The sequence below is a fragment of the Streptomyces sp. NPDC020780 genome (genome assembly GCF_044334475.1).
Classification (GTDB): domain Bacteria; phylum Actinomycetota; class Actinomycetes; order Streptomycetales; family Streptomycetaceae; genus Streptomyces.
Map to the genome: position 1 here is coordinate 1 of NZ_JBIRTB010000008.1, position 19,747 is coordinate 19,747.

At 66.9% G+C, this 19,747-nt stretch carries 31 protein-coding genes and 1 pseudogene; 6 read left to right on the top strand and 26 right to left on the bottom strand.

From position 1 onward, the window contains the following. Positions 1 to 161: 161 nt before the first annotated feature. The 23 genes from ACH4VO_RS16480 to rpsJ all read right to left on the bottom strand — a co-directional run bounded on the left by ACH4VO_RS16480 (position 162) and on the right by rpsJ (position 12,053). Positions 162 to 821, bottom strand: a complete 660-nt coding sequence (locus tag ACH4VO_RS16480) for an adenylate kinase (protein ID WP_360998243.1) — start codon at positions 819 to 821, stop codon at positions 162 to 164. Then, positions 821 to 2,140 carry a preprotein translocase subunit SecY gene (gene secY / locus ACH4VO_RS16485; RefSeq protein ID WP_069171152.1) on the bottom strand — a complete coding sequence of 440 codons (1,320 nt, stop codon included), beginning with the start codon at positions 2,138 to 2,140 and terminating at the stop codon, positions 821 to 823. The genes ACH4VO_RS16480 and secY overlap by 1 nt, the downstream gene beginning before the upstream one ends. A gap of 223 nt (positions 2,141 to 2,363) precedes the next feature. Then, positions 2,364 to 2,819 carry a 50S ribosomal protein L15 gene (gene rplO / locus ACH4VO_RS16490; RefSeq protein ID WP_014047794.1) on the bottom strand — a complete coding sequence of 152 codons (456 nt, stop codon included), beginning with the start codon at positions 2,817 to 2,819 and terminating at the stop codon, positions 2,364 to 2,366. 1 nt (position 2,820) lies between these two features. Beyond that, entirely contained in the window at positions 2,821 to 3,003 is a 183-nt protein-coding gene (gene rpmD / locus ACH4VO_RS16495; protein WP_267012760.1) for a 50S ribosomal protein L30, read from the bottom strand. Next, complete coding sequence (gene rpsE, locus ACH4VO_RS16500) at positions 3,003 to 3,608, bottom strand: 30S ribosomal protein S5 (protein WP_056796577.1); 606 nt, start codon at positions 3,606 to 3,608, stop codon at positions 3,003 to 3,005. The genes rpmD and rpsE overlap by 1 nt, the downstream gene beginning before the upstream one ends. 47 nt (positions 3,609 to 3,655) lie before the next feature. Then, positions 3,656 to 4,039, bottom strand: coding sequence for a 50S ribosomal protein L18 (gene rplR, locus ACH4VO_RS16505; RefSeq protein WP_069171153.1), 384 nt, complete (start codon positions 4,037 to 4,039; stop codon positions 3,656 to 3,658). Positions 4,040 to 4,042: 3 nt separating this feature from the next. After that, entirely contained in the window at positions 4,043 to 4,582 is a 540-nt protein-coding gene (gene rplF / locus ACH4VO_RS16510; protein ID WP_147959075.1) for a 50S ribosomal protein L6, read from the bottom strand. Positions 4,583 to 4,603: 21 nt separating this feature from the next. Further along, the gene (gene rpsH, locus ACH4VO_RS16515; RefSeq protein WP_014154584.1) at positions 4,604 to 5,002 is read right to left on the bottom strand and encodes a 30S ribosomal protein S8; all 399 of its coding nucleotides are present in this window, start codon (positions 5,000 to 5,002) and stop codon (positions 4,604 to 4,606) included. Positions 5,003 to 5,224: 222 nt separating this feature from the next. Then, a complete protein-coding gene (locus tag ACH4VO_RS16520; protein ID WP_003948630.1) occupies positions 5,225 to 5,410 on the bottom strand; it encodes a type Z 30S ribosomal protein S14 in 186 nt (61 codons plus the stop codon). Positions 5,411 to 5,412: 2 nt separating this feature from the next. Then, entirely contained in the window at positions 5,413 to 5,970 is a 558-nt protein-coding gene (gene rplE, locus ACH4VO_RS16525; protein WP_018550615.1) for a 50S ribosomal protein L5, read from the bottom strand. Beyond that, entirely contained in the window at positions 5,970 to 6,293 is a 324-nt protein-coding gene (gene rplX / locus ACH4VO_RS16530; RefSeq protein ID WP_014047788.1) for a 50S ribosomal protein L24, read from the bottom strand. The genes rplE and rplX overlap by 1 nt, the downstream gene beginning before the upstream one ends. A gap of 2 nt (positions 6,294 to 6,295) precedes the next feature. After that, the gene (gene rplN, locus ACH4VO_RS16535; RefSeq protein ID WP_003966950.1) at positions 6,296 to 6,664 is read right to left on the bottom strand and encodes a 50S ribosomal protein L14; all 369 of its coding nucleotides are present in this window, start codon (positions 6,662 to 6,664) and stop codon (positions 6,296 to 6,298) included. A gap of 100 nt (positions 6,665 to 6,764) precedes the next feature. Then, entirely contained in the window at positions 6,765 to 7,049 is a 285-nt protein-coding gene (gene rpsQ, locus ACH4VO_RS16540) for a 30S ribosomal protein S17 (RefSeq protein WP_069171155.1), read from the bottom strand. Continuing rightward, positions 7,049 to 7,273: a 50S ribosomal protein L29 gene (gene rpmC, locus ACH4VO_RS16545; RefSeq protein WP_014047786.1), complete on the bottom strand. Its 225-nt coding sequence runs from the start codon at positions 7,271 to 7,273 to the stop codon at positions 7,049 to 7,051. Before rpmC ends, rpsQ begins: the two co-directional genes overlap by 1 nt. Next, positions 7,273 to 7,692, bottom strand: a complete 420-nt coding sequence (gene rplP / locus ACH4VO_RS16550; RefSeq protein ID WP_014047785.1) for a 50S ribosomal protein L16 — start codon at positions 7,690 to 7,692, stop codon at positions 7,273 to 7,275. The genes rpmC and rplP overlap by 1 nt, the downstream gene beginning before the upstream one ends. Positions 7,693 to 7,697: 5 nt before the next feature. Continuing rightward, positions 7,698 to 8,534 (bottom strand): 30S ribosomal protein S3, encoded by an 837-nt coding sequence (rpsC, locus tag ACH4VO_RS16555; RefSeq protein ID WP_360998247.1) that lies wholly within the window; start codon positions 8,532 to 8,534, stop codon positions 7,698 to 7,700. Further along, on the bottom strand, positions 8,534 to 8,881 hold the full coding sequence (gene rplV / locus ACH4VO_RS16560) for a 50S ribosomal protein L22 (protein WP_004571827.1): 348 nt from the start codon (positions 8,879 to 8,881) through the stop codon (positions 8,534 to 8,536). Before rplV ends, rpsC begins: the two co-directional genes overlap by 1 nt. Before the next feature lie 43 nt (positions 8,882 to 8,924). Then, complete coding sequence (gene rpsS / locus ACH4VO_RS16565; protein ID WP_003966956.1) at positions 8,925 to 9,206, bottom strand: 30S ribosomal protein S19; 282 nt, start codon at positions 9,204 to 9,206, stop codon at positions 8,925 to 8,927. A 12-nt stretch (positions 9,207 to 9,218) separates the two neighbouring features. Then, entirely contained in the window at positions 9,219 to 10,055 is an 837-nt protein-coding gene (gene rplB / locus ACH4VO_RS16570; protein ID WP_360998249.1) for a 50S ribosomal protein L2, read from the bottom strand. Between the two features lie 38 nt (positions 10,056 to 10,093). Next, complete coding sequence (rplW, locus tag ACH4VO_RS16575; RefSeq protein WP_031096361.1) at positions 10,094 to 10,432, bottom strand: 50S ribosomal protein L23; 339 nt, start codon at positions 10,430 to 10,432, stop codon at positions 10,094 to 10,096. Then, positions 10,432 to 11,082, bottom strand: a complete 651-nt coding sequence (gene rplD / locus ACH4VO_RS16580; RefSeq protein WP_069171157.1) for a 50S ribosomal protein L4 — start codon at positions 11,080 to 11,082, stop codon at positions 10,432 to 10,434. Before rplD ends, rplW begins: the two co-directional genes overlap by 1 nt. Positions 11,083 to 11,086: 4 nt before the next feature. Beyond that, positions 11,087 to 11,731 (bottom strand): 50S ribosomal protein L3, encoded by a 645-nt coding sequence (gene rplC / locus ACH4VO_RS16585; protein WP_069172055.1) that lies wholly within the window; start codon positions 11,729 to 11,731, stop codon positions 11,087 to 11,089. A 13-nt stretch (positions 11,732 to 11,744) separates the two neighbouring features. Beyond that, positions 11,745 to 12,053 carry a 30S ribosomal protein S10 gene (gene rpsJ, locus ACH4VO_RS16590; RefSeq protein WP_003948644.1) on the bottom strand — a complete coding sequence of 103 codons (309 nt, stop codon included), beginning with the start codon at positions 12,051 to 12,053 and terminating at the stop codon, positions 11,745 to 11,747. A gap of 519 nt (positions 12,054 to 12,572) precedes the next feature. On the opposite strand from rpsJ, the gene ACH4VO_RS16595 reads away from it, so the two are divergent. Next, positions 12,573 to 13,520 carry a hypothetical protein gene (locus tag ACH4VO_RS16595; protein ID WP_360998252.1) on the top strand — a complete coding sequence of 316 codons (948 nt, stop codon included), beginning with the start codon at positions 12,573 to 12,575 and terminating at the stop codon, positions 13,518 to 13,520. A 237-nt stretch (positions 13,521 to 13,757) separates the two neighbouring features. On the opposite strand, the gene ACH4VO_RS16600 is transcribed toward ACH4VO_RS16595, so the two are convergent. After that, on the bottom strand, positions 13,758 to 14,777 hold the full coding sequence (locus ACH4VO_RS16600) for an aldo/keto reductase (protein ID WP_360998254.1): 1,020 nt from the start codon (positions 14,775 to 14,777) through the stop codon (positions 13,758 to 13,760). A 167-nt stretch (positions 14,778 to 14,944) separates the two neighbouring features. On the opposite strand from ACH4VO_RS16600, the gene ACH4VO_RS16605 reads away from it, so the two are divergent. After that, positions 14,945 to 15,544 carry a helix-turn-helix domain-containing protein gene (locus ACH4VO_RS16605; protein ID WP_360998256.1) on the top strand — a complete coding sequence of 200 codons (600 nt, stop codon included), beginning with the start codon at positions 14,945 to 14,947 and terminating at the stop codon, positions 15,542 to 15,544. A 212-nt stretch (positions 15,545 to 15,756) separates the two neighbouring features. On the opposite strand, the gene ACH4VO_RS16610 is transcribed toward ACH4VO_RS16605, so the two are convergent. Then, positions 15,757 to 15,963: a DUF397 domain-containing protein gene (locus ACH4VO_RS16610; protein WP_360997670.1), complete on the bottom strand. Its 207-nt coding sequence runs from the start codon at positions 15,961 to 15,963 to the stop codon at positions 15,757 to 15,759. Beyond that, entirely contained in the window at positions 15,960 to 16,844 is an 885-nt protein-coding gene (locus tag ACH4VO_RS16615; protein ID WP_360997672.1) for a helix-turn-helix transcriptional regulator, read from the bottom strand. Before ACH4VO_RS16615 ends, ACH4VO_RS16610 begins: the two co-directional genes overlap by 4 nt. A gap of 156 nt (positions 16,845 to 17,000) precedes the next feature. On the opposite strand from ACH4VO_RS16615, the gene ACH4VO_RS16620 reads away from it, so the two are divergent. From ACH4VO_RS16620 to ACH4VO_RS16635, 4 genes and pseudogenes are all read left to right on the top strand, one after another. Beyond that, the gene (locus ACH4VO_RS16620) at positions 17,001 to 17,429 is read left to right on the top strand and encodes an ATP-binding protein (protein ID WP_360997673.1); all 429 of its coding nucleotides are present in this window, start codon (positions 17,001 to 17,003) and stop codon (positions 17,427 to 17,429) included. A 796-nt stretch (positions 17,430 to 18,225) separates the two neighbouring features. After that, on the top strand, positions 18,226 to 18,402 hold the full coding sequence (locus ACH4VO_RS16625) for a hypothetical protein (RefSeq protein WP_360997675.1): 177 nt from the start codon (positions 18,226 to 18,228) through the stop codon (positions 18,400 to 18,402). Positions 18,403 to 18,617: 215 nt separating this feature from the next. Further along, positions 18,618 to 18,989 (top strand): annotated as a pseudogene (locus ACH4VO_RS16630) (helix-turn-helix domain-containing protein); the annotation flags it as partial. Between the two features lie 160 nt (positions 18,990 to 19,149). After that, positions 19,150 to 19,743: a hypothetical protein gene (locus ACH4VO_RS16635; RefSeq protein WP_360997677.1), complete on the top strand. Its 594-nt coding sequence runs from the start codon at positions 19,150 to 19,152 to the stop codon at positions 19,741 to 19,743. Positions 19,744 to 19,747 lie beyond the last annotated feature (4 nt).

The window sequence follows — 19,747 nt, forward strand, 5'->3', positions numbered from 1 at the left end:
GCCATTTGTCGCTATCTGCTCGGGGGTCTTGATCTGCACCTTGGCGCGGCGCCTTTCGGGGTGCGGTGGGGGACGGGCGGCCGTACCCCACGATCCGGCGAAAACCGGCGGCCGCGGCGCCCGCGGGCGCCGCGGCCGGCCGTGATGTGGAACGGGGTCGGTCAGCCCTCGTCGGACTTCTCGAGGGCCTCCATGGCCCGCGCGGTCACGTCGGTGACCTTGCCGAGCGCGGAGATCGTCACGACCAGGCCCTGGGCCCGGTAGTAGTCGATGATCGGCTCGGTCTGCGTGTGGTAGACCTCGAGACGGGTACGGACCGTCTCCTCGGTGTCGTCGTCGCGCTGGTACAGCTCACCGCCGCAGGCGTCGCAGACGCCTTCGGCCTCCGGCGGGTTGTACGTCACGTGGAACACGTGCGCACTGTCGTTACGGCAGATGCGGCGGCCGGCGATGCGCTTGACCACCTCGTCCTCGGGGACCTCGAGGTCCAGGACCGCGTCCAGCTTGAGGCTCTCGCTCAGGAGCATCTCGTCCAGCGCCTCGGCCTGCCCCACGTTGCGGGGGAAGCCGTCCAGCAGGAAGCCGCCTGCGGCGTCCGGCTGAGCCATGCGGTCCCGGGCCATGCCGATGGTGACTTCGTCCGGCACCAGCTGTCCCGCGTCCATGTAGGCGCGGGCCTGCTTGCCAAGGTCGGTGCCCTGGCTGATGTTGGCGCGGAAGAGGTCGCCCGTGGAGATGTGCGGAATCGATAGATTCCGGGCAAGGTACGCAGCCTGCGTTCCCTTGCCGGCACCGGGCGGCCCGACGAGGACGATTCGCATCAGCGGAGGAACCCTTCGTAATTGCGCTGCTGGAGCTGACTCTCGATCTGCTTCACGGTTTCCAGACCCACACCCACGATGATCAGGATGCTCGTCCCGCCGAACGGGAAGTTCTGGTTCGCGCCACCGAAGCCCGCCAACGCCATCGTCGGCACAAGAGCGATCAGACCCAGGTACAGCGATCCCGGCCAAGTGATCCTGTTGAGCACGTAGCTCAGGTACTCAGCAGTAGGTCGACCAGCCCGGATACCCGGGATGAAGCCACCATACTTCTTCATGTTGTCGGCGACTTCCTCGGGGTTGAACGAGATCGCCACGTAGAAGAAGGCGAAGAACACGATCAACAGGAAGTACGTCGCGATGTAGTAGGGGTGATCGCCCTTGACGAAGTGATTCTGGATCCAGGTCGCCCAGCCCGCAGTGGAATTGGAGAACTGAACGATTAGAGCAGGGATGTAGAGCAGCGAAGAAGCGAAGATGACGGGAATCACACCCGCCTGGTTCACCTTCAGCGGGATGTAGGTGGACGTACCGCCGTACGACCGGCGCCCGATCATCCGCTTCGCGTACTGCACCGGGACGCGGCGCTGGGCCTGCTCGACGAAGACGACGAGACCCACCATCACGAAGCCGATCAGGATGACCGTGATGAACTCGATCCATCCGTCAGCCAGCTTGCCGCTCTCCTTGATGGCCCACAGGGCGCCGGGGAAGCTGGCCGCGATCGAGATGAACATCAGGATCGACATGCCGTTGCCGATGCCGCGGTCCGTGATGAGCTCACCGAGCCACATGACGGCGGCGGTGCCGGCGGTCATGGTGATCACCATGACGACGGTGGTGAAGATCGACTGGTTCGGGACGATCTGGTCGGCGACCGGGCAGCCGCTGAACAGCGCGCCGCTGCGGGCGGTTGCCACCAGCCCGGTGCCCTGGAGGATGGCCAGCGCGACGGTCAGATAACGCGTGTACTGCGTGATCTTGGCCGTGCCCGACTGCCCCTCCTTCTTGAGGGCCTCGAGACGGGGGATGACGACGGTCAGCAGCTGAAGGATGATGCTGGCCGTGATGTACGGCATGATTCCGAGCGCGAAGATCGTGATCTGCAGCAGTGCACCACCGCTGAACATGTTCACCAGGCCGAAGAGGCTGTTGTTGCCCTTGCTTGCCTGATCAACACAAATCTGGACGTTCTCGTAGCTCACCCCCGGTACGGGAATGTGCGCACCGAGACGGTAGAGCACGATGATGCCGAGCGTGAAGAGCAGCTTCTTGCGCAGGTCGGGCGTCTTGAACGCCCGGGCGAACGCGGTGAGCACGGTGCCTCCTGCGACCCCCGCGCAAAAGCGTGAGGTGACGGTCTTGAGGATCGACGATTACGTAACAGCCAAAGGATCCCCGGGCGTTTGCCCAGGACGTACCACAGCAAGTGCACGCCACCTTACCGGCGGACATGCCCCCCTAGGAACGACCAACCGGGGATGCCCCATATGAGAGGCATCCCCGGTCGGATGTTCAGGCCATCGTCCTGTCCGAGTTGTCTCAGACGAGTTCGGTGACGGTGCCGCCCGCGGCGGCAATCTTCTCCTTGGCGGAGCCGGAGACGGCGTCAACCGAAACCTGCAGCGCCACGGAGATCTCGCCCTGTCCGAGGACCTTGACGAGGTGGTTGTTACGCACAGCGCCCTTGGCGACCAGGTCGGCCACCGTGACCTCTCCACCCTCGGGGTAGAGCGTCGCGAGCTTGTCCAGGTTCACGACCTGGTACTCGGTGCGGAACGGGTTCTTGAAGCCCTTGAGCTTCGGGAGACGCATGTGGAGGGGCATCTGCCCACCCTCGAAGCGCTCCGGAACCTGGTAACGAGCCTTCGTACCCTTGGTACCACGGCCTGCGGTCTTACCCTTGGACGCCTCACCACGACCCACACGGGTCTTGGCGGTCTTGGCGCCCGGGGCAGGCCGGAGGTTGTGGGCCTTCAGCGGGCTGTTCTCCGCCATGTCAGTCAACCTCCTCAACCGTCACGAGGTGGCGGACGGTCTGAGCCATTCCGCGGAACTCGGGGCGGTCCTCCTTGACCACCACGTCGTTCAGGCGCTTGAGCCCGAGCGAACGCAGTGTGTCGCGGTGGTTCTGCTTGCTGCCGATGTACGACTTCGTCTGCGTGATCTTGAGGCGAGCCATTACGCACCCGCTCCCGCACGCGCACGGAGCAGAGCCGCGGGGGCGACGTCCTCGAGGGGCAGACCGCGGCGGGCCGCGATCTCCTCGGGACGCTGCAGGCCCTGGAGGGCCGCCACGGTCGCGTGCACGATGTTGATCGGGTTCGAAGAACCGAGCGACTTCGACAGGATGTCGTGAACGCCGGCGCACTCCAGAACGGCGCGCACCGGGCCACCCGCGATCACACCGGTACCCGGGGAAGCAGGCTTGAGCAGGACGACGCCCGCAGCCTTCTCGCCCTGGATCGGGTGAGGGATGGTGCCCTGGATACGCGGGACCTTGAAGAAGCTCTTCTTGGCTTCCTCGACGCCCTTGGCGATGGCCGCGGGAACTTCCTTGGCCTTGCCGTATCCGACACCGACGGTGCCGTCACCATCGCCCACCACGACCAGCGCGGTGAAGCTGAAGCGACGACCACCCTTCACAACCTTGGCGACGCGGTTGATCGCGACGACGCGCTCGACGTACGCGGTCTTCTCGGCGGCGCTGGCGCCACCGTCACGGCCCTTCCGGTCCCGCCGCTCGCCGCCACCGGCACCGCTTCCGCGGCGCTGGGGTCCAGCCATTGGATTTACCTCTCTCTGTTACGTCCGCTGTGCGTAGGAACCGGGGCTTAGAACTTCAGCCCGGCTTCACGGGCGGCGTCAGCCAGAGCGGCAATCCGCCCGGCGTACTGGTTGCCACCGCGGTCAAAGACGACGGCCTCGACGCCTGCGGCCTTGGCACGCTCGGCGACAAGTGCGCCGACCTGCTTGGCCAGAGTGCTCTTGTCACCCTCGCCACCGCGGATGGAAGCGTCCAGGGTCGACGCCGACGCGAGCGTGTGGCCCGCGATGTCGTCGATGACCTGAGCCACCATGTGGCGGTTGGAACGCGTCACAACCAGGCGCGGCCGCTCCGGCGAACCGGAGATGTGCTTGCGGACGCGGATGTGGCGGCGCTTGAGGGCGGCACGCTTGTACGCATCGCCCTTGGCGATCTTTACACCGTATGCCATGGCTTACTTACCCGCCTTTCCGACCTTGCGGCGGATAACCTCGCCGGCGTACTTGACGCCCTTGGCCTTGTACGGGTCGGGCTTCCGCAGCTTGCGGATCTTCGCCGAGACCTCGCCGACCTTCTGCTTGTCGATGCCCTCGACACTGAACTTCGTGGGCGACTCGACCTTGAAGGTGATGCCCTCGGGGGCCTCGATGAGGATCGGGTGGCTGTAGCCCAGGGCGAACTCCAGGTTGGAGCCCTTCGCCTGGACGCGGTAACCGACACCGCTGATCTCGAGCGCCTTGCTGTATCCCGCGGTCACGCCGGTGATCATGTTCGCCACCAGCGTGCGGGACAGGCCGTGGAGGGCCTTGTTCTGACGCTCGTCGTTCGGGCGGACGACGTTGAGCACGCCGTCCTCACCCTTGGTGACCTCGATCGGCGCTGCGACGGTGTGCGAGAGGGAACCCTTGGGGCCCTTCACCGCGACCGTGCGGCCATCGATGGTGACGTCCACACCGGCGGGAACCTGGATGGGGAGCTTGCCGATTCGCGACATGAGCTGTTCCTCCGTTCCCGACTACCAGACGTAGGCGAGGACTTCCCCACCTACGCCCTTCTTGCTGGCCTGCTGGCCGGTCAGGAGACCGTGGGACGTGGAGATGATCGCCACGCCCAGGCCGCCGAGAACCTTCGGCAGGTTGGTGGACTTTGCGTATACACGCAGACCCGGCTTCGAAATGCGCTTGATGCCGGCGATCGAACGCTCGCGGTTCGGCCCGAACTTCAGCTCGAGAACGAGGCTCTTGCCGACCTCGGCGTCCTCGACCTTCCAGCCGGTGATGAAGCCCTCCTGCTGGAGGATCTCCGCGATGTGCGACTTGATCTTGCTGTGCGGCATCGCGACATCGTCGTGGTACGCCGAGTTCGCGTTGCGCAGACGCGTGAGCATGTCTGCGATGGGATCAGTCATGGTCATGAGTTGGCCTTCGGCCTCTCTCGCCGGGGTTTCCTGTATGCGCCATCCCTCTCCCCACTCAGTGGCGGGACGGGTGCGGTGCGGGGACCTACGGCGTAGTAAGTCGGTCAGGGCGGCAGGCGCCCAACCCTTCAAGCCTACGGCATGAAGAGCGGGGCTCCTGCCGACCGGATACTTACCGAGAGCTTCTGGTACTCCCTACGCCCAAGGGGCGAAGGGGAGTTACCAGGAGCTCTTGGTCACGCCCGGCAGCTCGCCACGGTGAGCCATCTCACGAAGGCACACGCGGCACAGGCCGAACTTGCGGTAGACGGAGTGGGGCCGGCCGCAGCGCTGGCAGCGGGTGTACCCGCGAACGCCGAACTTCGGCTTACGGGCGGCCTTAGCGATCAGAGCCTTCTTCGCCACGGTCAGTTCTCCTTGAACGGGAAGCCGAGGTGACGAAGCAGGGCACGACCCTCGTCGTCGTTGGTCGCCGTGGTGACCACGGTGATGTCCATGCCCCGGACCCGGTCGATCTTGTCCTGGTCGATCTCGTGGAACATGACCTGCTCCGTGAGACCGAAGGTGTAGTTGCCACGGCCGTCGAACTGCTTCGGCGACAGGCCACGGAAGTCACGGATACGCGGCAGCGCGAGCGACAGCGTACGGTCCAGGAACTCCCACATGCGGTCACCGCGGAGGGTGACGTGGCAGCCGATCGGCTGCCCCTCGCGCAGCTTGAACTGCGCGATCGACTTGCGGGCCTTGGTGACGGCGGGCTTCTGGCCGGTGATCGTGGTGAGGTCCCTGACGGCACCGTCGATCAGCTTGGAGTCGCGGGCGGCGTCGCCCACACCCATGTTGACCACGATCTTGACCAGACCGGGGATCTGCATGACGTTCTCGTACGAGAACTCCTCACGCAGCTTGCCGGCGATTTCCTCGCGGTAGCGCGTCTTGAGACGCGGCGCAGTGGTGGTCGTCATCAGATGTCCTCACCGGTCCGCTTGGCAACGCGGATCTTCTTGCCCTCGTCGTCGAAGCGGTAGCCGACGCGGGTGACGACCTTGTTGCCGTCCTTCTCCACGACCAGCTGAACGTTGCTGACGTGAATCGGGGCCTCGGTGGTGACAATGCCACCGGTCTGCGAGCCGCGAGCCGTCTGACCGGCCTTGGTGTGCTTCTTGACCCGGTTGACACCCTCGACGAGGACACGGTCCTGGGCGGGGAAGGCGACGATGACCTTGCCCTGCTTGCCCTTGTCCTTACCGGTGATGACCTGTACCAGGTCGCCCTTCTTGATCTTCATGCTTACAGCACCTCCGGCGCGAGCGAGATGATCTTCATGAACTTCTTCTCGCGCAGCTCTCGGCCCACGGGGCCGAAGATACGGGTGCCGCGGGGGTCGCCGTCGTTCTTGAGAATGACAGCGGCGTTCTCGTCGAAGCGGATGTACGAGCCATCCTGACGACGACGCTCCTTGACGGTGCGAACGATGACGGCCTTGACGACGTCACCCTTCTTCACGTTGCCACCGGGGATCGCGTCCTTGACGGTGGCGACGATGACGTCACCGATACCCGCGTAGCGGCGACCCGAGCCACCGAGAACACGGATGGTGAGAATTTCCTTCGCACCCGTGTTGTCGGCGACGCGCAGTCGCGACTCCTGCTGGATCACGTCTATCTCCTGATCGTCTGCCGGTTCCCGGCAGGGGCTTCGGTGAGGAAGCCCCTGCCGAGCCTGGCGGAACTGTCCTGAGGGGAGACCCCCTCAGGGATTACTTGGCCTTCTCGAGGATCTCGACGATGCGCCAGCGCTTGGTGGCGGACAGCGGACGCGTCTCCATGATGACAACGCGGTCGCCGACGCCTGCAGCGTTCTGCTCGTCGTGGGCCTTGAGCTTGTTGGTACGGCGGATGACCTTGCCGTACAGCGCGTGCTTGACGCGGTCCTCGACGGCGACGACGACGGTCTTGTCCATCTTGTCGCTGACGACCAGACCCTCGCGGGTCTTGCGGAAACCGCGGTCAGTGTTGGTCTCAGTCACAGTCTTCTCGCTCATCAGACGCTCTCCACCGTCTCGATGCCCAGCTCGCGCTCGCGCATCAGGGTGTAGATCCGGGCGATGTCCTTACGGACGGACTTGAGCCGACCGTGGTTCTCGAGCTGTCCCGTCGCCGCCTGGAAGCGGAGGTTGAACAGCTCTTCCTTGGCCTCGCGGAGCTTGTTGAGGAGCTCCTCGTTGCCCAGCTCGCGCAGCTCGGACGCCTTGGTACCGGCCGACATCACGACTCACCTGCCTCGCGCCGAACGATCCGGCACTTCATCGGAAGCTTGTGAGCAGCGCGGGTGAGCGCCTCACGAGCAATCTTCTCGTTCGGGTAGGACAGCTCGAACATCACCCGACCGGGCTTGACGTTCGCGATCCACCACTCGGGAGAACCCTTACCGGAACCCATGCGGGTCTCGGCGGGCTTCTTCGTCAGGGGACGGTCCGGGTAGATGTTGATCCAGACCTTGCCGCCACGCTTGATGTGGCGGGTCATCGCGATACGAGCTGCCTCGATCTGGCGGTTCGTCACGTACGCCGGGGTCAGCGCCTGGATGCCGTACTCGCCGAACGCAACCTGCGTGCCACCCTTGGACATACCGCTGCGCTTCGGGTGGTGCTGCTTGCGGTGCTTGACCCTACGGGGGATCAGCATGTCGGTCAGGCCTCCGTTCCGGTGCTCTCAGCCGGAGCAGCGGCGACGGGAGCGTCGGCCTTGGGGGCCTCCGCTGCCGGCGCGGACTGCTGCGGCTTGCGGCCGCGGCCGCCACGCTCGCCACCACGGCCACCGCGGCCGGCCGGGCGGTCGGTGCCGCCACGAGCCGGACGGTTGCCGGCGCGGGCCGCGGCGTTCTCGGCGCGAACCTCGGCGATGTTCTTGACGTCGCCCTTGTAGATCCAGACCTTCACGCCGATGCGGCCGAAGGTCGTCTTGGCCTCGAAGAAGCCGTAGTCGACGTTCGCGCGGAGCGTGTGCAGGGGCACGCGGCCCTCGCGGTAGAACTCCGAGCGGGACATCTCGGCGCCGCCGAGGCGGCCACCGCACTGGATCTTGATGCCCTTGGCGCCGGCCTTCATCGTGCTCTGCATGCTCTTGCGCATGGCACGACGGAAGGAGACGCGGGAGGAGAGCTGCTCGGCGACGGCCTGGGCCACCAGCTGAGCGTCCACCTCGGGGTTCTTGACCTCGAGGATGTTCAGCTGGACCTGCTTGCCGGTCAGCTTCTCCAGCTCGCCACGGATGCGGTCGGCCTCGGCGCCGCGGCGGCCGATGACGATGCCCGGGCGGGCGGTGTGGATGTCCACGCGGACGCGGTCACGGGTGCGCTCGATCTCCACCTTGGAGATGCCGGCCCGCTCCATGCCCTTCGTCATCATGCGACGAATGGCAACGTCTTCCTTGACGTAGTCCTTGTACAGCTTGTCGGCGTACCAACGGGACTTGAAGTCCGTGGTAATGCCGAGTCGGAACCCATGCGGGTTAACCTTCTGGCCCATTACCGGGTTCCTTCCTTGCTGCTGACGACCACGGTGATGTGGCTGGTCCGCTTACGGATCCGGTAGGCACGGCCCTGAGCACGCGGACGGAACCGCTTCAGGGTCGGGCCCTCGTCCACGTACGCCTCGCTGATGACCAGCGAAGAGGCGTCGGTGTGGTCGTAGTTGTGTGCGGCGTTGGCGATGGCGCTGTCCAGCACCTTGCCAACCGGCACGCTCGCGGCCTGCGGGGCGAAACGCAGGACCGCCTGAGCCTCCGTGGCGTCCATGCCACGGATGAGGTCCACCACTCGGCGGGCCTTCATGGGCGTGACGCGGATGTACCGCGCCTGGGCCCTGGCTTCCATGGTTGTCCCTTCGGTGTAAGTCATAGTCGTTTCCACCCCGCGGTTAGCGGCGCTTCGACTTCCGGTCGTCCTTGACGTGGCCGCGGAAGGTGCGAGTCGGCGAGAACTCGCCGAGCTTGTGGCCGACCATCGACTCGGTGACGAACACCGGGACGTGGATCTTGCCGTTGTGCACCGCGATGGTGTGACCCAGCATGGCCGGGACGATCATCGAGCGACGGGACCAGGTCTTGATGACGTTCTTGGTGCCTGCCTCGTTCTGTACGTCCACCTTCTTGATGAGGTGGCCGTCGACGAAGGGCCCCTTCTTGAGACTGCGCGGCATCTAAACCCGCTCCTAGCGCTTCTTGTTCGTCTTGCGGCGGCGGACGATGTACTTGCTCGATGCCTTCTTCGGCGAGCGAGTACGACCCTCCTTCTGACCCCACGGCGAGACCGGGTGACGTCCACCGGAGGTCTTGCCTTCACCACCACCGTGCGGGTGGTCAACCGGGTTCATCGCGACACCGCGGACGGTCGGGCGAACGCCCTTCCAGCGCATGCGGCCGGCCTTGCCCCAGTTGATGTTCGACTGCTCGGCGTTGCCGACCTCGCCGATGGTGGCGCGGCAGCGGGCGTCGACCAGCCGGATCTCGCCGGACGGCATACGAAGGTGGGCCATGGAGCCCTCCTTCGCCAGCAGCTGCACGGAGGCACCCGCGGAACGGGCGAACTTCGCACCGCCGCCGGGCCGCAGCTCGATGGCGTGGATGGTCGTACCGACCGGGATGTTCCGCAGCGCCAGGTTGTTGCCCGGCTTGATGTCTGCGGTCGGCCCGTTCTCGACGCGGTCACCCTGCGACAGACCACGGGGGGCGACGATGTAACGCTTCTCGCCGTCCGCGTAGTGCAGCAGCGCGATGCGCGCGGTGCGGTTCGGGTCGTACTCGATGTGCGCGACCTTGGCCGGCACGCCGTCCTTGTCGTGACGACGGAAGTCGATCACACGGTAGGCGCGCTTGTGGCCACCACCCTGGTGGCGAACGGTCACACGACCGGCGTTGTTACGGCCGCCCTTGCTGTGCAGGGGGCGGACCAGCGACTTCTCCGGCGTGGACCGCGTGATCTCGACAAAGTCGGCGACGCTGGAGCCACGACGGCCCGGGGTCGTCGGCTTGTACTTGCGGATACCCATTTCTCAGTCCTCGTCCGATTCCGGACGACTCGACCTCACTAGGAGGTCGGGCCGCCGAAGATGTCGATACGGTCGCCCTCGGCGAGGGTCACGATGGCGCGCTTGGTGTCAGCGCGCTTGCCGAAGCCGGTCTTGGTGCGCTTGCGCTTGCCCTGCCGGTTGATCGTGTTGACCCCGGTGACCTTGACCGAGAAGACCGCTTCCACGGCCTGCTTGATCTGGGTCTTGTTGGAGCCGGGCGCGACGATGAACGTGTACTTGTTCTCGTCGAGCAGCGCGTAGCTCTTCTCGGAAACGACCGGCTTGACGAGAACGTCGCGCGGGTCCGAGTAGGTCTTGCTCGTAATGGTCGAGCTGGTGACGGTCGCCTCACTCATCAGGCGGCACTCCCTTCGGTCTCAGCGGTCTGGGGGCCAGACACGAAGGACTCGAAAGCGGCCTGGGTGAAGACCACGTCGTCAGAGACGATCACGTCGTACGTGTTCAGCTGGCCCGGCTCCAGGATGTGCACCTGGGGCAGGTTGCGCGCGGACAGCCACGCGGCCTCGTCGGCACGCTCGACGACCAGGAGCAGGTTGCTGCGCTCCGAGATCTTGCCGAGCAGCGTCTTGGCGGCCTTGGTGGAGATCCCACCCTCGACCACGCCGGTGACGACGTGGATGCGGGAGTGACGCGCCCGGTCCGAGAGGGCACCGCGCAGGGCGGCGGCCTTCATCTTCTTCGGGGTGCGCTGGGAGTAGTCACGCGGCTGCGGGCCGTGGACGACGCCACCGCCGGCGAACTGCGGCGCGCGGGTCGAACCCTGGCGCGCGCGGCCGGTGCCCTTCTGGCGGTACGGCTTGCGCCCACCACCACGGACCTCGCCGCGGGTCTTGGTCTTGTGCGTGCCCTGACGGGCAGCTGCCAGCTGTGCGACGACGACCTGGTGGATCAGCGGAACGCTGGTCTTCGCGTCGAAGATCTCCGCGGGGAGCTCGACGGTACCGGCCTTGTCGCCTGCCGGCGAAAGGATGTCAATGGTGCTCATTACCTCAAGCCCCCTTGGCCGCGGTACGGACCAGGACGAGGCCGCCGTTCGGACCGGGGACCGCGCCCTTGATGAGGAGCAGACCCTTCTCCGCGTCAACCGCGTGGATGGTCAGGTTCTGGGTGGTGACGCGCTCGTTGCCCATCCGGCCGGCCATGCGCATGCCCTTGAAGACACGCCCAGGGGTGGCGCAGCCACCGATCGAACCGGGGGAACGGTGCTTGCGCTGGACGCCGTGTCCGGCGCCGAGGCCCTTGAAGTTGTGACGCTTCATGACACCGGCGAAGCCCTTGCCCTTGCTGTTGCCCGTGACGTCGACCTTGACGCCGGACTCGAACACCTCGGCAGTGACCTCCTGGCCCAGCGTGTACTCGCTGGCGTCAGGGGTGCGGAGCTCCACCAGGTGGCGGCGCGGGGTGACGTCGGCCTTGGCGAAGTGACCCTTGAGGGGCTTGTTCACCTTGCGCGGGTCGATCTCGCCGAAGGCGATCTGGACCGACTCGTAGCCGTCGCTGTCGTTGGTGCGGACCTGGGTGACGACACAGGGCCCGGCCTTGACGACGGTCACCGGGACGACCCGGTTGTTCTCGTCCCAGACCTGGGTCATGCCGAGCTTCTCGCCCAGGACGCCCTTAATGTTCTTTGCCATCTCGCGCGTCACCTCAGAGCTTGATCTCGATGTCGACGCCCGCCGGCAGGTCGAGACGCATGAGCGAGTCAACCGTCTTCGGCGTGGGGTCGAGGATGTCGATGAGGCGCTTGTGCGTGCGCATCTCGAAGTGCTCGCGCGAGTCCTTGTACTTGTGCGGCGACTTGATGACGCAGTACACGTTCTTCTCAGTGGGCAGCGGCACCGGGCCTGCGACCGACGCACCAGTGCGGGTCACCGTCTCGACGATCTTCTTCGCCGAGGAGTCGATGACCTCGTGGTCGTAGGCCTTGAGCCGGATGCGGATCTTCTGTCCCGCCATGGCTACTAGTAGTCCTGTCTCTCGATCACGCTCTGGCTCCCGGGAGTTCTCGTAACTCCGCCTCCGACCCACGCGGTCGGGCGTGTCGCATCCCCTCTACGTAGAAGTCCCGAAGGATTTCCCAACCAAGGGGGTGCGGGCCGAAACCGCGCTGCCGGGGGCGAAACCCCACCGGGCGCCTGGTCGGTGCCCCACTGACGCTTCCCGGAAGATTCCCGTACGTCCGGCCCTGGGGGCCGACGAGTACTGTGGGACTCGCTTCCGGTCCTCCCGGCGGGAGGCGCGCAGCATTGACACTCAACCGAGCAACCTGGCTAGTGTGCCATACGGGTCGGCGGCCTGGCCAATCGGGCCCAGGATCCTACCCCTTGCGTGGGAGCACTCAAACGCAAGCACCTTTCCGGAGCCTTCTCGGACCTCTCCCTCGTAATCGCGCGATCGTGCGATGCATCCCCGAATCGGGTGAAAAGATCGCAATCTGGCATATGCCAGGAGAATCCTCCCTCTAGGGTCCGGACCATGGTCAACTCATCGCACGAGGCGATGCACCGGATCTTCCAGGAAGACCCGGGCATCTTCACCAGGACGTTCAGGACCCTGGGCATCCCTTTCCCCGACACGGTCGCGGTGTCGGTTCTCACCACTGATCTCACCGAGACCCAGCCCCTGGAACGGCGCCTGGACACCTTGCTGCGGGTGGAGACGGCCGACGGCAGGCCCTATCTCCTGGCCGTCGAGGCGCAGGGCAGGAAGGACCCGGCCAAGCCCAGCAGCTGGACGTACTACCTCGCCCACCTCAACGCCAAGTACGGCATCGATCCCGTGCTGCTGGTCGTCTGCCAGGACGAGCCCACAGCGCGCTGGGCCGCGCGGCCCATCCGTGTCGGACCGCCGGAATGGCCGTCGCTCATCGCACGGCCGCTGGTCCTGGGCCCGCACAACGTGCCGGCCGTGACCGATCCGTCGGTGGCGGCGCGCGATCTGCCACTGGCCACCTTTTCGGCGATTACACATGGTAAGGACGTGAATGCGCCTGCCATACTCGAAGCGCTGGCCACCGCACTGAAGACAGTCGACGAAGACACCGCGCTCGTCTTCGGCGAACTCACCGAACTCGGGCTGGGCACGACCCCGGCCGCTCAGATCTGGAGGGACCTCATGGCCATCGACCTCTCATTCTTCCGCTCGGAGACCTCCCAGCGACTGCGTGCCGAAGGCCTGGCCCAGGGCATCGCGGAGGGCAAGGCCAAGGGCCTCGCGGAGGGCATCGCGGAGGGCAAGGCAGAGGGCAAGGCGGAGGGGCTGGCGGAGGCTGTGGTGAAGGTGCTCGAGCGCCGCGGGATCGCGGTCTCCGGTGCCATCCGTGACCGTGTGCACGCCTGCACCGACACCGAGACGCTCGACCGCTGGCTGCTGCGCGCGCTCACCGCCGCGACAGCCGAGGACGTGTTCACCCAAGCCCCGTAAGGGCCGGTGCTGTGCCGGGCGAGGACCACCGCCGTCCCCGCCCGGCTCCTGGCCCGCACCGGACCGGACCGGACCGGACCGCAGGCGTACCGCTCCGCCTGCGAGTGCGCCTGCGCACGTCAGCGGTACGAACGCCACGGCTTCACCGCGACGCGGTCGCGGTGGACGTCCACCGGGTGCGCTCCGGGCCGCCCGCCTGCCCGAGCCGCCCGCCTGCCCGGACCGCCTCCCGCACGGTCAGCGGCGCCGCAGGGACGGGTCGAGCAGCGCCGGCGGGGTGTCGAACTTCTCGTGCGCGGCGAGGTCCACACCGGGAGCGACGATCCCGTCCAACGCATCGAGCACGTCGGCGGAGAGCACGGTGTCGGCTGCGGCGAGCTGCGCGTGCAGGTGCTCCAGGGTGCGAGGGCCGATGATCGCGCTGGTCACGGCGGGGTGCCCGGTCACGAACGCGAGCGCCAGCTGGATCATGGTCAGGCCGGCCTCGTCGGCGACCGCGGCAACCTTCTCGACGGCGTCGAGCCTGGCCCGGTTGGCGGGGATGGAGGTGTCGAACCGTTCCGGCATGAGCGCGGATCGGCTGGTGGTGACGGGCCGGCCCTCACGGACCGCGCCGGACAGCCAGCCCGAGGCCAGCGGGCTCCAGGCGAGCACACCGAGTCCGTACTCCTCTGTCACGGGCAGCACGTCGGCTTCGATGCCGCGCTGCAGGATCGAGTAGCTGGGCTGCTCCGTGACGTACCGGCCGAGGTGGTGCTCGCGCGCGGCCCACTGGCCCTGCACGATGCGGTACGCGGGGAAGGTGGAGGAACCGAAGTAGCGGATCTTTCCCGCGCGCTGGAGATCGGTCAGTGCCGACAGGGTCTCCTCGTCGCTGGTCCGGGGGTCCCACCGGTGGATCTGGTAGAGATCGACGTGGTCGACACCGAGACGGCGCAGGCTGTTGTCCAGTTCGGTGACCAGCCAGCGGCGCGAGGCGCCCTGGTGGTTGCGCTCGCCACCCATCGGCATGCCCGCCTTCGTGGCCAGAACGATGTCGTCGCGACGGCCGGCGATGGCCTTGCCGACCATCTCCTCCGACTCGCCGGCGCTGTACATGTCGGCGGTGTCGATGAGGTTGACGCCGCCTTCGATAGCGGCGTCGACGATGGCGGTGGCCTCGGCCTGGGTGGTGCGCCCGATGGCGCCGAAGTTCATCGCGCCGAGCGCGAGGGAGCTGACCTGGACGCCGGTACGGCCCAGAGTGCGGTACTGCATGGCCTTGTTCCTCCGTTGCGGATGGGAGCGTGGTGACAACGCATGGCTTGGCCGCGGGGCCGCTGCTCTGACATCATGAGCAAGCGGAACGCTGCTCCGTTAACAATACGGAGCAGCGTTCCGCTTCGCAAGGCCAGTGCGGGACGAGCAGGGGAAGGAGTGGCGCGGTGAACGACAGTGACGAGGGCGCCGGGCAGGCCACGGGCCGGTCCAAATCCAAGCGGGCGGACGCCCGGCGCAACGAGGAGACGCTGCTCGACGCGGCCGCGGCGGTCTTCGTGGAGGTCGGCGTGGAAGCACCGGTACGCGACATCGCGGCCCGGGCCGGCGTGGGAATGGGCACGATCTACCGCCACTTTCCGACACGGGCGGATCTCATCGTCGCCGTCTACCGGCACCAGATCGAGGCCTGCGCCGAGGCCGGCCCCGCACTGCTGGCGGCCGGCCCGACTCCGCACGCCGCACTGGGGAAGTGGGTCGACCTCTTCGTCGACTTCCTGGTCACCAAGCACGGACTCGCCGCCGTCCTGCAGTCCGACAGCCCCGGCTTCGAGGCCCTCCACTCCTCGTTCCTCGACCGTCTTCTGCCGGTGTGCGCCCAACTGCTCGACGCGGCGGCCGAGTCCGGCGAGATCCGCTCCGACCTGAAGGCCTACGAGCTCATGCGGGGCGTCGGGAACCTCTGCATCGGCGCGGAGAGCGACGCGCAGTACGACGCCCGCAGACTGGTCGCACTCCTCATCGAGGGACTGCGCCGCCCCGCCTGACCGGCCCACCGGGCAGGAGCTGCGCAGTCGGATCGGGACCTGGGCGCGGAGAGGGGCGTGACCCATCTTCGACCGTCTGATCCGAGAGCGATCCGACGCGGTGGACGGACCTGCCGAGAACCGCACGCGCCGTAGACACGCCGCTGGCCCGAACCGCAGAGGTCCCCCGCCCGGGCTCGGGCGGGGGACCTCTGCGGTTCGGGCCAGCGGAGTCAGCTTCCGGCTGTGTGCGAGAGGAAGTCCGCCCAGGCGCCGGGGGTGAACCCCAGCTGCGGGCCCGGCACGTTCTTGGAGTCGCGCACGTGGACCGTACGGAGGGTGGTCGCGACCTCGACGCAGTCGGGGCCGTCGTTGCTGCTGTAGCTGCTCTTGTGCCATATCAGCGCGGAAGCGTCTCCGGCAGCGGACTTGAGGGTCATGTCTCTCCCCGCACTTTCTCGATGAAGGCCAGGGACTCACGCGGCGTGAGCGCCGGGGCACGGATCATTCCATACCGCATTTCGAGAATGTGGACCTCCCGGGGATCGGAGATCAGACGGCTGGTGAGCTGCGCTTCCGAGTAGCCCACCGTCGTACCGTCGTTGATCTTCAATACCCGGAGCTCTCCGGCCATTCCGGCGTGCTCTTCGCAGCCCGTCGGCATCACTTGGATCTCCACATGCCGCAACTGCCCGATTGTCGACAGGCGTTCGAGTTGACGTAGCAACACCATCCTGCCGCCGATCGGACGCCGGAGCGTCACCTCTTCGAGGACAAAGGTGAGCAGAGGGGCAGGTCGACGGTCGTAGATGACCTGTCTGGCCATACGTGCGGCCACGTGCCTGTCGATCTCGTCCTCGCCGTACGCCGGTCGACGCATGGCGAACAAAGCGCGTGCGTACTCCTCCGTCTGGAGCAGGCCATGCATGTTGTGATTGCTGTACGCGCCCAACTCGCCCGCCCCGGCCTCCAGCTTGGCCAGATCCCGCACCTTCTTCGGGTACCGGGCCTCCGCCACGTCCCCCTGCATCGCGGCGATCTTCCCGTCCGCCCCCAGGACCCGGTCCGCGTTGTCCAGGAACTCGGGCTTCGGGGCCCGTCTGCCGCGCTCGACGCAGGAGACCATCTCCTCGCTGTACCCGATGGCCGCGCCCAGCTCCGCCTGTCGCAGGCCGGCGGCCTCGCGCCACAGCTTGATCTGCCGGCCGACCGCCTTCATCACCGCACCGGAGTCGTCCTCCAGGCCGGCGTCCCAGCGCGGACCGTCCGCACCGTCCGTCGTGCCCTCCGCCTGTCCCGTCCCACCACTGTCCACGCCCATGCGCGCCCACCTCCGTCGTGCTCGTGTCCAACGGCACCCGGTGTCGGCACGTCACGGCGTACAGGCCGGACCACGGGGGACCACGGCCGGACAAGGGCTCCCCGTACGGGCGTCACTCCTTCCGAGAGTAGGCACGGAGCGACCACGGTGAGTGACGTGAATCCAGAAATCACCCGAACCGAACATTCCGCTCCCAGCCGGCAGTTCACCGTGCTGCTCTCCCCCACCCGCCGGGCGGCCCGGCTCGCCCGCCTGCTCACGACGGCGCATCTCGGCGACTGGGGGCTGCCCACGGAGGCGGCCGCGCACATCGTCGCCGAACTGGCCGGGAACGCCGTGTTCCACGGCCGCGTACCGGGGCGGGACTTCCGGCTGGGCCTCAGCGTCCGGGGCCCGGTGCTGCGGATCGAGGTGACCGACGCCAGGGGCGAACGGCTGCCGCCCGGCGCCGTGACCGTCCCCGGTCCGGAGGAGGAGTCGGGGCGCGGCCTGGTGATCGTCGCGGCGCTCGCCGACCGTTGGGGTGTCGTCCCCGGACCCGTACCGCGCAAGACGGTGTGGGCGGAGATCGACCTCGCACCGTGACGGCCGCACCGGGTCGTGGAGGCCCACGACCCGGTGGACCGCGTCCTGGTCCCCCACGACACCGGACCGTGTCCTACATGGTCCAAGGGTTCCGACGAACTGACGTACCTGAACGCCTTTTCGTCAATCTGCGATGGTGAGGTTGAGGCCAGAGTTTCAGGATGGGTGGTTCTTACCTAAGCCCGACGGATGGGCTGACAGTCGAGAGGTGGCCAATATTAGATCCGAACTTCCCACCGGGCCAGGCCGGAGGCCCCATGCTTCAACTATCGGTCTGGCCGCTGGAAAGCCTTAAGCGTGTTTGCCGGCAGTTCTACTTGATCGCCTTCACCCGCGCCCGCCTCGACCGAGGTCTGACCAAAAACACATCTCTTCATGGACTCGTGGACGCCAGTCTGGCACGCTCCCCTGGCCAGCGATTGCCTTCCGCGTCGGAGCTCCCGGCATACGGATGGGCTCTCGCTTTCAGAACGGCTCCGTCAGAGCGATCCGGAATCGATCGCCACCGCACCGAGGAGATGACACGTTGAGGAAGCTCCGCGCACTCTTAGTCGCCGCAGCCGCCCTTGCCCTGATGGCCATCGGGGGACCCACCGCGCATGCTGCTGACTACGACTACGCCACACCCGGGTCTCTGCCTTCCGACGCCATCTGCACGTCCGTCACGAGTGGGAACGGATGTTTCAGGAAGTATGGTGACCAATTCTGGGTCCGGAATTGGGATTCCTCCACGGTGGGCCTCGAGGTGCGGTGGCAAAACGAACTCTGGGACGGCCAGCGATGGCAGACCTACCGTTTGGGCACGTGCAGCGCATACCAACTGAACAATGGGCAGTGGGGAGTCTGCAACAAGGACTTCTACGAGAACACCAGCAAGAACTACTACGAAGGCTACGGCAGCAGGGTGCGGTGGCAGATCGTGGCGGGCACAACCTTCGGGCCCTGGTCCGCGTGGCAAACGAACAACCAGTAAAGCTCCTGAGAACGTAGGGAAATCACCTTCCCCACCCGACCCGACCCCACCTCGGCCCACGTCACTCGCGCGGGTGACATAGGGCAACTGAGCTGGATTCGGTCTGGGTTGCCGGGCGTATGCTCGGCGCGACATTCACAGACATGCGACGGCCCCCGGCTGGGAATGCGAATCCCGACCGAGGGCCTGACCACCGAGGAAGTAGGAGCTTCCCGATGGGTACCCAGCAGGTTAGCGCGCCCCCGTGCGCCCCGTCCCCCGCATCCGGGGGCGTCACGCCGTCGTCCGGCGTCATCCACAGCTACGTCCGGCACTCGGCGGGATTCACCGTCGTCGGCAACCACCTCAGCCGCCACAGGGGACTCTCCCTCGTCGCCATCGGGCTCGCCCTGCACATCCAGTCGCTGCCCGCCCGGGCGTAGATCGGCATCAAGGTGCTCACGGGCCGTTTCCCGGAGAGCGAGGCCCGCATCGCCGCCGCCCTGCGCGAACTGGAGGCCACCGGCTACCTCCGCCGCGGCCGGGTACGCCTCCCGGACGGCCGGATCGTCACCCGTACCGTCTCGTACAACCAGCCCGCCGCCGCTGCCCGGGACGCAGGAGTTCGCGCCTGAGGGCTGCGGCCGCCGTGCCGCACGGCGCCTTTCGTCCGAATGCGCCACACCTGTGGTGGGCGGCTCCGATCCCACCGAGCGTGGAGGAGGACCTGTGGGTACCCGCAGGTCCTCCGCGTACAGAGGAGCGACGATGTCGGAACGCAACACGGTGATCCGCAGCATCCACGATCTCGGTCTGGCCGCCTGGTTCGGCGGCTCGCTGATGGGTGCGGTCGGACTGAACGGCGCAGCCGCCTCGGAGGGGGCGAGCGAGACGGAGACGGACCGGATCGCCAGCGCAGGATGGGCGAAGTGGACGCCGGTGGCCGCCGCGGCCATCGGACTGCACCTGATGGGCGGCACCGGTCTGCTCGTCGCCAACGCCGCCCGGGTCAGGACCCAGCAGGGTGTCGCGGCCTCGGCGCTGGCGAAGACGCTGCTGACCGGTGCCGCCCTGGCGGCCTCCACCTACGGCCGGGTCCTGGGCAAGAAGGTGGAGCTGGCGAGTTCCGGCGCTCCGGAGGACCTCGAGAAGGCCGCCCACCACCCGGTGGACCTGCAGAAGGCCCGGCAGCAGATGGCGGTCATCCAGTGGGCGGTGCCCGCCCTGACCGGCGCCGTGGTGGTGCTCAACGCGCTGCACGGCGAGCAGCAGCGGCCCCTTCAGCAGAAGGTGGGCATGCTGCGGCGGGCGACGTCCCAGGTCAGCATGCCGAACCTCGGCCACTGCCACCGGCTGATGTGAGACG